This is a genomic window from Bordetella tumulicola, assembly GCF_054779135.1.
In genome coordinates, this window is sequence record NZ_BAAGYU010000006.1 from 871173 (window position 1) to 885198 (window position 14026).

The 14026-nt window shown below is 61.5% G+C and carries 1 protein-coding gene; it reads right to left on the reverse strand.

Annotated features, from left to right (window positions below; all coding sequences use genetic code 11):
* Positions 1 to 172: 172 nt before the first annotated feature.
* Positions 173 to 13963, reverse strand: a complete 13791-nt coding sequence (locus ACYVDM_RS08020; RefSeq protein WP_415792029.1) for an SDR family NAD(P)-dependent oxidoreductase — start codon at positions 13961 to 13963, stop codon at positions 173 to 175.
* Positions 13964 to 14026: the final 63 nt, after the last annotated feature.

Below are 14026 nucleotides of genomic sequence, written 5' to 3' on the forward strand. Positions count from 1 at the left end.
GTGTCGGGCAGGCTCCGCCCTCTCGTTGACACGAGTGGGTCAGTGGGAACCGCCACATAAGCGAAGAATCTAACTCTACAAGCCGTGCGTGACATTGCAATGACGCCGTGCTTCCTGCGTCCACTGCTTCGTTAGGCAATCTCGTCACAGCACGTTTTCCTAGTAGCCCGGGTCAATCGACGACGCTGAGTTCAGCCTCATCGATTTCGCCGTCGGCGCCCTTGGTCAAGGCACGAACATAAAAATTGGTAAGTTTGACCAAGACCTCGCCATTGGCATTCAGAAGCCGGATATCGAACATCATGATGTCGCCGGAAGCCGTGTCTCCCGCCGAGCGTTCGACGTAGACGTGGCAGGTTTCTGTCAAGGGATGCAGGATGGCGATAGCGTCCACGGCGAAGGGGACATGCGGCGTATTTGCACCGTGGCCGGCCACCATGCCAATGACCGTTTGCAAAGCCCCGTCCAGCAAGCAGGGATGCAACAGATATTGGTCGAAGTCCTCAAGCAGGCTGTCGGCAAGCTTCAGTTTCGAGAGCGCGAAATCCGACCCTATATGCAGTTCCTGTATCGTCTGAAAGCTGAAGCCGTAGTCGAAGCCGCCTTGCCGGAATTGCCGGTAGCATTCCTCGTGACCCAGCATCCGGGTGGCGCGCTGCCGGAGTTCTGGCAAGGAAACTGCCGGCTCCGAATCACCGCCCACGGCGTCGTCAGCCTGAAATACCAGTCGGCCTTCGGCATGGACGATCTGCTCATGGTCGCTATCGAGCGACACGATGGTGTATTGCACATCGCCGCCACTGGCTTGCAACAGGGTCTTGACCTGCAGCCCCGCATCATCCAGTTTCAGCGGATGCAGCCAGAAGACGTCGTTGATCCGCACAACCGGGACTTCGGCCGCAAACGCACCGCTGGCGCAAGCCATCTCGACGAAGCCCGAGCCGGGAAAGATAGCTTCGCCATTAATACGATGATCCCGCCCGTAATAATGTTGCGCCGATAATGACGAAGCAAAGCCGATTTCATTCAATGTCGAGACATTGTCGTGCACCAGGGGATGGAGTCGCGGCGGCCCGGCAACCTCTTCGCGCCGCGGCCCAACTTCGTGTTTTATCGGCGCCGCAGATGCGCCATCGGACAGCCAGTAGCGGGTAGAGGAAAACGGATAGGTGGGCAAAGGCAGGCGTCGCACGGAATGTCCCTCGTGCAACAGGTTCCAGGAAATTTCCTGGCCCGCCACCCATCGTTGGGCGATTGCCGCCAGATCCGACTGCGCGACCGCCAAGCGCACACGCTCACGGTCTTCGGTACTGACGGACTTCTTCCGGCGATGCGGTTCCACACGGCTGGCCGACAGCCCGGTGGACGGCCGTTGCTCCAGGTAGGCAGCCAATTCAGTCGCCAGTCCGGCGGCGTTTTCTGCCACGACAGCCAGCCTTTGCTCCATGGCTTCGCGCCCAATCTGCATCGTGTACGCCAACCGGCTCATGTCTACCAGGTCATTGTGCTTGAGGTATTCCAGCAGGTCGGCGGCACGCTCCCGCAGCCCGCTTTCATCCCGAGCGGACAAAACCATCAAATGTTTTTGCCTAGCCGCGCCGATCGTCGGTGCGACGGCCGGCGCTTCTTCAAGTATCACGCAGGCATTGACACCACCCGCCCCGAACGAGTTGATCATGGCCCGACGCACGTGGCCTGCTGCCACTTTCCATGGCGTCAACTGCCGTTGCAAGTAGAACGGCGTGTCAGCGAACGGGATATCCGGATTGACCGGATCCGCGTGCAAGGTCGGCGCGATTTCACGATACTTGAACTGCATCAGTACCTTGATCACGCCGGCGATGCCCGCCGCCGATTCGGCATGCCCCGCATTCGCCTTCAACGACCCCAGTGCGCAGAACTGCTTGCGGGCCGTTCGTTTGCCGAATGCCTGAGTCAGCGACAACACCTCCAGGCTGTCGCCCAACTGGGTTCCCGTCCCATGGCCTTCCACGTAGCTGATGGTGGCCGGATCAATCTCCGCCTTGGCCAGGGCTTCTTCGATCAACAGGGCCTGCGAATTTGGATTGGGTGCGGAGTATCCGTTGGAGCGGCCGCTGTGTGCGGTCGCGCTCGCTACTACCACGCCATAAACGTGGTCGCCATCCGCCATCGCCCGCGACAATGGCTTGAGAATGACGGTACCCAGGCCTTCACCGGGAATGAAACCATCATCGCCATGGCCGAAGCTGCGGCATTTGCCATCGACGGCCAGCATGCGGCGCCGGCACAAGGATTGATACTTGGAGGGGTGCAGGTACAGGTTGACGCCGCCCGCAATCGCCACCTGGCAATCGCCATTCCTGAGGCTTTCGCCCGCCAGGTGCAGCGCCATCAGCGAGGACGAGCAAGCCGTGTCAATCGGCATGCTGGGCCCCTGGAAGTCAAAGAAATACGATACCCGATTAGCGATCGACCACGGCAGCGAACCGGGTGCGACCATGTTGCCGCGACGCCATTCTTCGGGCGCAAGCATTTGATAAGTGTTGGTCGTGACACCGACGAACACCCCGACATCTGCGCTCTTACCCTTGGGATGTTGCGCTTTGAGGCTGTCCCGCGTGTAGCCGGCGTCTTCGAGCGCGCTCCAGACCGACTGGATAAACAGCCGCTCTTGCGGATCCATCATACGAGCATCGTCGGCGGAAATACTGAAGAAGCTCGCATCGAATGTATCGACATCGTTCAGGAACCCACCCCATTTGCAATAGATTTTTCCTTCACGCGCCAAATCCGGGTCATCCGCAAAATGTTCCTCGGCATCCCATCGTTCCTGAGGTACCGGGACGATCAGATCTTTACCGGCACGCAGGTTTTGCCAGAACGCCTGCGCGGAATCCGAACCCGGAAAGCGTCCGTGCACGCCGATGATGGCAATTGGCTCGCGCCGGGCGTCAGGCATGACCGTGGCCTGTGTGAGCACGGCCTGTATCGGCTCGGACTTTGTACCCACAGGCGAATCAACGTGCGTTGACTGGCTATCCGGTACTGAGGCCTGCGTGATTGCCCTTGACTGCGCATCGCCAAAGCGCCGCGCCACCGCAGCTGCCGCCTCGCTGAGGAAATAACCCGCCAACGCCTCTATGCTTTCGTATTGATAAAACAAGGTCTTAGGCAAGGCGCCGAAGTCCCGTTCCAATTTGGTGTTCATCCGGCTGATCATCATGGAATCGACACCAAACGAAGTCAATGGCTCCTGGGGATCGATACGCTCGACGGGCAGCTTGATCTCATCGCCAAGCATGGCCCTGAGGTAGCCCTCTAACGCGGTGTCCATTGCCTGATCCGATACATCGACGCCGACCGGGCGTAACGCCGGTGCGGCGACCGGCGCCGTTGCAGACACCATTTGGGTTACGGACAAAGGCGCGGACAAATAGGCGGTGATTTTGGCGGCGTTCCCATATACCGGCATGCACTGCACATCGCCGCCCCGCAGCAGTTCCTCCCAACTGGCCACGCCAACCTCGGTCGGCAACGGCCGCAAGCCGGTTTTCCGCGCCAGCAGCTCGATATCGGACGCCGGCAGCTGCATGCCGCCGTCTTCCCACAAGGGCCAGTTGATGGACAGGGTATGCCCTGCCCGCTCTCCGGCCTCGACCCAGCGCATGCGCTGCTCGGCAAAAGCGTCAAGGAAATTATTGGCATAGGCGTAGTCGCTCTGGCCGACATTACCCACTGCCCCCGCCACCGACGAGAACAGCACGAACCAGTCCAGGCTCTGATGCCGGGTCGCTTCGTCCAGGTTCAGACAGCCCTGGATTTTGGCGGACAAGACCTGTGCCATCTCTTCACGGGACTTATTCAACACAAAGGCGTCGCGATGGATGCCCGCGCTGTGAATAACCCCATCGAGGCGACCGTAACGTCGTTGCGCTTCGGCAACCAGGTGTTGGGTATGGCTGGCGTCGGCCACATCGGCCTGCACATAAACCACGTCATCGGGCTGGTCGGCGTGGGCCTGCAACAATGCCAGCTTGCGCTGCAACGCATCGGCGAGCGCCGAGCGTCCCGAGAGCACCAGGCGAGCGCCGTACTCCTTGACAAGCCATGTGCCAAACAAATAGCCCACGCCGCCCAGGCCACCGGTAATTAGATAGACTCCGCGCTGGCGTATCGGTGCCCCAAGCGGCGCCTGCGCGCGATTGCGCGGCTGCATGGTCTTGAGTTCGCGCCGCAGGGTCTGCGATCCGCCGCGGTAGCGCACCTCGCCATCCCGCCAGCTGGCATCGTCCAGTTCCAGCACGATATGACGCACGAGCGTATCCATCGGCCACGGATCGTCGATCGATAGTAGCTTCCACACAAAGCCCGGGCGTTCCAAAGCCAAACTGCGGCAATAGCCGGCGAGAGCCAGATGCAAGGCCAGGGACACGTCGTTCGTCACACCCGATGTCCCACCATGCAGGGACAAGAGTTTCAGGGGGCCGCGCACCTGCGAGGCGAGCCATGCCTGGCACAGCGCATGAATAGCGTACACACCCTCATCAAGTTGCTTATCCACGGAACCGTACCCCGCACAATGCACGACGGTGTCGGGGAAGGTGCCGGCTGCGTGCAGATCCTGTACGAGTCGGACAACGTCCGCGCTTGATCTAGCGTCTACGCAATAGTGGCCGTTATCCCGTTGTCGATAGGGACCAGCCATCTCCACCGTGATGATCATGGCATCGGGTATGGCCCATCGCAGCGCCGACGCCAGAACGGCATCCGCGTTCAACAACAGAAGTGACGACGCCCCCGTTGCACTTGCGACAGGCGCCTCGGAGGCCTGCCACGTCGCCTCGTAATACAGCAAATCGGTGTCGCCAGGCGTTTGCGCTTGAACCGCCATCGATGGTGTTGCCGGCGGAATTGCACCCGTCTCGATCCAGTAGTGCTCCCGGACGAACGGATAGGTGGGTAGCGACACGCGCCTCACGGATTCATTGCGGAACAAGGCCGGCCAATCGATGCTGGCGCCGTGGATCCACGATTCTGCCAATCCGGACAAATTCTGACGGACAACGTCCACGACAGGCACATCACCCGGGACGTCCTTGCCCACTCGGCCCTCAAATACGTGCTCCAACGCCGTCGCACCCGACGCGGATTGCGCCAACCAGACGCGCAGCTTGTCGATCAGTTCTATCGTGGTGCTGGCGATCACGGCCAGCCGATGTGTCATGGCCGTGCGGCCGACCTGGGTGGTGAAGGCGACATCGCTCAGCGCCAGGCCTGGCTCGTCGAGCAAATGCGCAATCAGATTCTGCGCATAAACGCGCAGCGATGCCTGGTCGCGCGCCGACATCAGCACGGCCTCGGGGCGTTGATGCTGAGACGACGGTGGCGCCTGGAATTCCTCTAGGATCACATGGGCGTTCGAGCCACCCGCGCCAAACGAGCTGATCGCCGCGCGGCGCGGCTTGCCATCCAGGCTTGGCCAGTCTTCCAATGTGCGCTGCACCTGGAACGGCGTACCGGCGAAATCGATATGCGGGTTGAGCGCTTGCGCATGCAACGAGGGCACTCGCTGACCATACTTGAACTGCAACAACACCTTGGTAAGTGCGGCGATACCGGCAGCCGATTCAAGATGCCCTATGTTGGACTTGACCGAGCCAATGGCGCAGGACTGCGCCTGCATCGATCCGTCGCCCGCATTCGTATACGCCCGCACCAGGCCGGTCATTTCTATCGGGTCACCAAGCGCCGTGCCAGTACCATGGGTTTCCACGTAGCCTATGCTGGCAGGATTCACTCGCGCCAGATCCAGGGCATTGCGGATCAGCTCGCCCTGGGCCACGGGGTTGGGCACGGTATAGCCGTTGGTCTTGCCGCCATGGTTGACGACTGCCGCCTTGATGACGGCGTAGATCTGGTCGCCATCGGCCACCGCCTGGTGCAGCGGCTTGAGCAGCACCGCACCCACGCCTTCGCCCGGAACGTAGCCGTCGCCGCCCGCGCCAAAGCTGCGACAACGTCCGTCGGTGGACGCGAAATTGCCCTGGCTCAAACTCAAGTACTTTGCCGGATGCAGCGACAGATTGACGCCGCCCGCGATGGCAAGGGGCACACTACCCTGGCGCAAGGCTTCGCAAGCCAGGTGAATCGCCGTGAGCGAGGACGAGCACATCGTGTCCACTGCCAGGCTGGGGCCGTGAAAGTCAAAGAAATACGACACCCGATTGGCCACGGACGCGAACGATGAACTGGGCATGCCGCCCGCGCCAGCGTTGACGCCATAGAATTCATATTGTCCCCACATGACACCCACGTACACACCGACATGCTGCCCCGCGTAGGCGACCCTGTCGTACCCGGCATCTTCCATCGTCTGCCAGACAGTCTCCAGGAATAACCTTTCCTGCGGGTCGATAAGTTCGGCTTCTTTGGGTGAGATGCTGAAGAACAGTGCATCGAAGGTATCAACGCCATCGAGGAACCCCCCCCACTTGCTATAGGCCTTACCTGGCTGATGGCGTTCGGGGTGGAAGAACATCGAATGATCCCAGCGCTCAGGCGGAATCTCGGTAATGCAGTCGCGTCCCTGCTTGAGGTTATCCCAGAATTCCCGCAGATTGGCGGCCTGCGGGTAGCGTCCCGCAACGCCGATGATAGCGATGTCGTCTATCGGCTTGGGATGTTGTGACGGCGCAAGCTTGCCCGCCAGCATTTTGCGCGGGCGCGCCGCGCCTACTGTCATAGCGGGGGTGGAACTCACTGCCGCCATGCTTGCAGCCGCCTGACCGCTTTCGGCTGTGCCGATCAGCACGCTCAGCTTGTCCGGAAAAGCCTTGACCAGGTGACCCGCAAGACTGGCTAGGTTCTGATATTCAAAGAAGAGAGTCTTGGACAAGGCGCCGAAACGCTGCTCCAGCTGGTTAGTCAGCTTCATGGCAAGTACGGAATCCATGCCGTACTTCTCCAACGCCGCCTTGGGCTCCACTTCGTGGGCGGGTATCCGCATAAGCTCGGAGAATTCACCGATCAAATAACGTACCGTCCGATCGTGCAAGGAATCGTCGGCGTCCGTGGGCAAGGTCGATGCCGTCCCGACGACATCCGTTGTCGGCGCGACTGTGGGTTCCGGCCGCAAGACCCGAAGCAAACGATCTACGTTGCCCTCGGCCACCAGGACCCGCGCGCTAGTCTGCGACAGGCTCTGATGGAAGGCCAACATGCCCGACGCCGTCGCCAGCGGCTCCATGCCCGACACCGCGCGCAAGGCAGCCAATGTTGCATTATCCAGTCGCATGCCACCATCCTGCCATAGCGGCCAATGGAGGGAGACCGTACGACCATGGCGAGCGCCGGTCGCAACCAGCGCATTGCGGTAACCCGCATAGTGATCCATGAAACCATTGGCCGCCGCGTAATCGGCCTGCCCCACGTTGCCCACTGCCGAAGCCATGGAAGAAAACAGGGCAAAGAAATCCAGCCTTAGTCGTTGCGTAGCCAAGTCCAGGTTTTCGGTACCGGCGACCTTGGGCGCCAGCACCCGGGCAAACTCCTGCGGTGTCTTGTTGACGATGAAGCCATCGTGGATCATGCCTGCGCTGTGCAACACCCCATGCAAGCCGCCGAATTGCGCCGCGATCGCCGCGACGACGGCTTCGACCTCGGCTTGCCGCGTCAAGTCGATCTGGCGGTACACGAGCCGGCTCAGCGGCACTTGCAGTTCTTCGGCCAGATGTACCAGATCGTCGCGCTTCTCATCGGTCAAGGCCGAGCGGCCACTCAGCACGACGACGGCGTCCTTGGAATGCGCAAAGATATTGCGCGTAAACAACGTCCCCAAGCCGCCCATGCCGCCAGTAATGAGGTAGACGCCGCCGTCGCGCCAGGCCATGGGCGTGGCCTCGTCCACCGGTAGCTGTTGCCAGCGCAATACGCTGGGCACCGCAGCGGCGATGTCGATACACGGCTCATGCGGCGAAGCGGCCGCCGCGTGTAGCCGCGCGGCCAGGTTGGCCGCATCCATATCGGGCGCGCATACCACCAACTGTCCCAACAGCAGCGGATTCTCTCGCCGCGCGGAGGCGATCAGGCCAGACAGCCCTGTCAGCAGCGCATCGTCCTCGGCGCCAACCACGACCAGTTGGACCAGCGTTCTGTCCGTTACCCCGGCTTGCATCAGGGCTTGCAGTTGTTCGAAGCCCGCCAACGCTGCCCGTTGGTAGCGCTTAGCATGGCTGTCCTTGGCATCTGCCGCCAGGATCAACCGAACCTCGCGACCCGGCATTGCCGCCGCAACAAGCTCGGTGCCTGGAACCTGTTTGCCGCACAGCCATACGTGATGATGCTCGGTCGCTACCGTGGCGACCGGCTCGCCCTGTGGCGACACGGATTGCCATTCGGGACGCGCCAGCAACAGGCCGCGCTCGGGATCGCGGCGCACTGCGCGCAGCCCCAGACCGATCAGGCGCAAACACACCTGGCCATTCGTGTCGAGCAAATCGAGGTCCAGCTTGGTGATACCCGCCGCCGCATCGCTATCCGCGGCTTTCCGTATCCAAGCCTGCATGCGTGGGCCACAAGGCGCCACCATAACGAAGCGATCGAGCATGAAGGGGATAGCAGGCTCACGCAGCGAAGCGATGTCACCCATCATGCCCAGGCTGGCCTGCAGTGCACCGTCCAGCAGGCCCGGATACAGCATCAAGCCTTGATCCCAGCCGGGTGCGCCGTCACGAACGGCCAATTCGGCCAGGACCTGATCGTTGCCACGCCGGACGATCTCCACACACTGGAATGCTGGCCCATAGTGCACGCCCAGCGCACCAAAAACGTTATAGAGCGCTTGGGGCGGTATCGACGTCTGACTCAGCGTGGCGTCGACTGCACGCAAATCCACCGGGCCACGCGCCTCGGGCTCCACCCGTCGCGCGTGGCCATGGCAATGTTGGTGCGTTTCGCCTTCGGCAGCGCCGCTCAGCACCTCGAACCCAACACCACCCCTGTCGTCCGCCAACAGTGCAATGGTGACGGTGGCGGAGCCATCGACCACCAACGGCTCCACCCAGACGACGTTCTCCAATTCCAGCTGGCCTTCGGTGTCGCCGAACGCGTGCGCGACTGCGGCGCGCACCATCTCCAAATAGGCCACGGCAGGCAACACCTTTTGCTTGCCCACGCCTGGCAGGGATATCTGATGATCGGTAAGAAAGAACTCCCTGCCGTCGAATACCGACTGATAGCGTTGCTGAAAGAAGTTGGACAAATTAACGTGCAACAGGGGATGCAGATGCGCACTCTGTCCGCTCGCTGCCTTGCGCGCGGCCTCCCCACCGTTGAACCAATAGCGATCGCGCGCGAAGGGGTACGTGGGTAGGCTTACGAGGGTCGGCCGGCGATCACCATGGAATTTTCTCCAATCCAGCGTCAGTCCGTTCACCCAGAGTTCGGCCAGTCTGTCGAACTTGCCGCGCGCTATCCACCTATCTATGGTCTCGGCCATGTCCTCGTCCTGATCGAGGCTGTCGACGAAGCCGGCGTCGGGTGCGACCCGGCCCGCAAAGCACTGTGCGACGGGATCTTCGCCGCGTGCATAGACGTGCAGCTTGTCGGCCAGTTCCGCTAGTGAATTCACCACCAGCGCCAGCCGCACATCCAGGACCTCGCGGCCCGATTGCAGGGTATGGGCCACCGCGCGCAGGTCCAGCGCGCCTGGACGCGCCTGAATGTAGTCAGCGAGTTGCGACGCCTTGCGACGCAATTGATCGTCCGTCCGCGCCGACAACGGTATCAGCGTTGGCTCGCTTGCCTCAGTCGACGGCGTATGCGCCGCACGGTATTCCTCGATAATGAAGTGAGCATTCGAGCCGCCGGCCCCAAACGAGGACAACCCGGCGATGCGGGGGATCTCCCGCCCGTTTATCCGCGTACGCGCCCACGGCGTCAGTATTTGGTTAACCACGAATGGTGAGGCCGCGAAATCAATATGGGGATTGAGCCTCTCGGCGTGCAAGGATGGCACCAACATGCCATGCCGCATTTGCAGCAAGATCTTGGTCAGTCCGGCAATACCCGCCGCGGATTCGCAGTGACCAACATTCGACTTGGCCGAACCCAGCGCGCAGAACTGACGCTCGTCAGTATCGCGACGAAACGCCTGCGACAGCGCGGCGACTTCTATGGGATCGCCCAGCTTGGTACCTGTGCCATGCGCCTCGATATAGCCAATATGCCTGGCATCGATGCCCGCCTCTTTCATCGCCATGGCGATCACCGCAGCCTGAAGCTTGGGATTGGGCACCGAGTAGCCGTTGGTCTTGCCCCCATGGTTGAGCGCGCTACCCTTGATCACGCCATAGATATGATTGCCGTCGCGCTCGGCGTCGGCCAGGCGCTTGAGCACGACCACGCCCACGCCTTCGCCCGGAATGTAGCCGTCGCCCCCCTCGCCAAAGCTCTGGCACGCGCCATCACCCGAAATGTACTGCCCGGCGCTGAGGATGAGGTATTTGTTGGGATGCATGCTTAGGTTGACGCCACCGGCTATCGCCAGGTCTGTCCTGCCCTGCTTGAGGTCCTGGCAGGCCAGGTGCATAGCCGTCAGCGACGACGAGCACATGGTGTCCAGCGTCATGCTGGGGCCATGCAGATTCATCACGTACGAAACACGGTTGGCGATGCTCGCGTAGCTCACCGGCACGCCCACCGGCTGTCCATGCACACTGGCCTCGGCACCCAGCAACTGGTATTCGCCGTACATCACGCCCACGTAGACGCCTACCTGCCCCGGCGGTCCGTTGTGCGACGGGATCTGCATGCTGGCGCGGGTATAGCCGGCATCCTCGACCGCCATCCAGGCATGTTGCAGGAACATGCGCTCCTGCGGATCCAGCATGTGCGCGTCGACTGGAGGGATGTTGAAGAACAGCGGATCGAATTCGTCGATGCCTCGGATGAAACCGCCCCATTTGCTGTAGTGGCGGCCTGGAGCGTTGCGATCCTCGCTGTAGTAATCGCGCCAGTTCCAGCGTTCGGCCGGAACCTCGGTAATGCAGTTTTTGCCGTCGCGCAGCACCGTCCAGAACGCCTCAATGTCCTCGGCCTGGGGATAGCGGCCACTGAGGCCGACGATGGCGATCGGTTCGTGTTGATGATTGTCCGGCAACGTGTGGGCCTGAACAGACGCGGTGGCGCGTCCTTTTTTTCGTTGCACGCGACGGGCCGTCGATGACGCAACGGCGACGTCCGACGACCCGACAGTCCCCCCCACCGGCATTGCGGATTGCCCGACACCGCTGTCGGCCTCGGCCGCCCCAACCGGAAACAGCTTGCGCAGGCTCGCATCATGCGTCTGCATGAAATAGTCGGCTAACTCGTCTATGGTCTGGTACTCGAAGAACAAGGTCTTCGACAGTGCGCCAAAATGCTTTTCCAGTTGCGCGGTCAAATCCATCGCCAGGACGGAGTCTATGCCGTATTTTTCCAGCGGTGCACAGGGATCAATTTTCCCGTAGGGCAATTTGAACAACACGGCAAGCTGGTGGCGCAGGTAATCCCGCGTACGCTGGCGCAGATCGGCGGGTATGAACTTGTCTACCCCTTGCGCCGCGTGCGCTCCATCAACCGCCCGCACCTCGCCCCGCTCTGCATCCGCGTCCTCGATCGTGATCGTCGATGCCTTGCCGAACAACTCGGCACGAATCTTGTCCAGTTCACCTTCGACGACTAGCATTTGGCCCAGCCCGGCGTCCAAGCCCGCATGGAACGCACGCAGGCCGTGAACGCTGGACAGCGGCAGCATTCCCGTGGCGGCTCGCATGGCTTCCTGTTGACGCTCGGGCATGTGCATGCCGCCGTCACGCCACAGCGGCCAGTTGATGGCCAGCGTGGCTCCGCTACGCAGCCCGGCGGCCACCATTTGATTGCGCCGCGCCGCATAGTGATCCAGGTAGCCGTTGGCGACGGCATAGTCCGCCTGGCCCAGATTGCCCATGACCGAAGCGCCGGACGAGAACAGCACCAGAAAGTCCAGATCGATGTCCTGGCTGGCCAGATCGAGGTTGGCCGCCCCATACACCTTGGGCTTTAACACGCTGGCAAATTCAGCGGCGGTTTTTTTAACGATGAAGCTGTCGGCAATCATGCCGGCACTGTGGATGATGCCCTTGATCGGCCCCAGGCTCGCCGTCAGTTCGGCCATCAAGCCACGAACGTCGTTGAGGTCGGCCAGATCAATTTGCCGATAGACCAGACGCTCGCCCGCGCCCAGCTCGGCCGCCAGGGCCTGCACGCGCGGCAACACCGAATCGCTATCTGCGCGCCCGGTCAGAACCACCTTGGCTGAACGGGTGTGGCGCAAAATGTCCGCGGCAAACAATTTACCCAGGCCACCCAAGCCGCCGGTCAGCACATAAACGCCGTGCTCCTTGATCAGCATGCGTGGTGCAATGTCCAGTTCGCTATGATCGATCCAGCCCGGCACTTGCCTGGTCGCGCCGCGATAGCGCACCACAGGGGCCGAGGTTTGTTCTATTTCGGCCTGCAAGCACCCCCATAAATGCTGGGCCGTCATCGCGCCATCCTGGATGACGACTTGGCCCTGAAAGTCCGGATTCTCCAGCGCCGCTGTCTTGAACAGGCCAGACAACGCCAACAAAGCGTCCTGCTCGCCGGCACGCAACAGCAGTTGCACCCGCGCCGGTATGCCATCAGGATTGCGCAGGATGTTGCGGATGATCTCGAAGGCATCCAGCGCCAGCGCAGTGAATCCTACCGCCGACTCAGGCGAACCTTTCAGCCGATGCCATTGCAGTCGCGGCGCCAGGTTCTGCAGGTCGGACACCTCTTCGTCCGGCCAATTGCAAACGATGACGTGATGGATAAACGTCGCATACTCATTCACCCTGGCCGACAGGGGCGCGTCCTGCCAGGCGACGCTGGCCAGCACCAAGCCGGCTTTGTTGTCGTTGCCAGCACCGACGGGGGCAGGACCTGCGCCCAGCGCCCGCGAAGTGAATCCACGCAACTGCGCGCACACGCTGCCTTCGGCGTCGCACAAATCGATGTCCAGTCTGATCACGCCACGTTGGGGCTGGGAATCGGCCGCGTGGCGAACCCAGACCATCATTTCTTTCGGGCATGGTGCGAATACCCGCATCGTCTCCAGGGCAAAGGGCAGTGATGAATCACGAGGCAGATTATCGAGGTCAGGCAGCAACCCTATGGACGCCTGCAGGGCACCATCCACCAGACTGGGGTGCAGGCGATAGGCAGACAAGGTACCGTCAACCGTCTCCGGCAGGATAAGGCGAGCCAGGGCTTCGTCACGACCCGCGATCACCGTGCGCACGGATTGGTGTGCGGGACCAAAACGTATACCCATCTCACGATACGCGGCGTAGACCTCAGCTGCGTCGATGCGGCCACGCGTCATACGCCGTTCGATGCTGGCGATATCAAGCGGCGCCGATGCGTCCTCCGCCAGCATGCGAACCATGCCGCGGCAATGGACGACATCGTCTCCTGTCTCATCCGGCCCGGCGCTGAAAATTTCGAACTCGATGCCGCCCGCGTCCGTTGCAGCCGGCGCCAACGCAATAAAAACCTGCCGAGTTGCGCTCACCACCAGCGGGGCAAGCCATACCACGTCGGTCAGTTCGACAGGTGCGCTTTCGTTGCCGTCCGGCAAGGCATCCATCAGAGCAGCCCGTGCCATTTCCAGGTACGCCACGCCTGGCAATACGGACTGCGGCTTACCGTCCATCATCACCCGATGGTCGATAAGGTAGAACTCCTTGCCGCTGAACAAAGTGCCGTAGCGCTGTTCCTGCAGGTCGGACACATTGCGCTGCACTAAGGGATGGATGACCGTCTCCCTCGCCGCGCCGCCCGTATTGCCCGAAAACTGCCGAATCAGCTCCAGCGCGCTTGCCTTCGACAAACGCCGGCTCTTCAGTTCGGAAACGACGTACTCAACAAAATCGATCATGATTTTCGCTATTCCTTTCGGCACGCCCCCCCCGACCGCGCCTGCGCGAGAGAGGCTGCCAGC

Coding starts and splice junctions, on each gene's coding strand:
- ACYVDM_RS08020 (WP_415792029.1), bottom strand. CDS start 13,963: ATGATCGATTTTGTTGAGTACGTCGTTTCCGAACTGAAGAGCCGGCGT.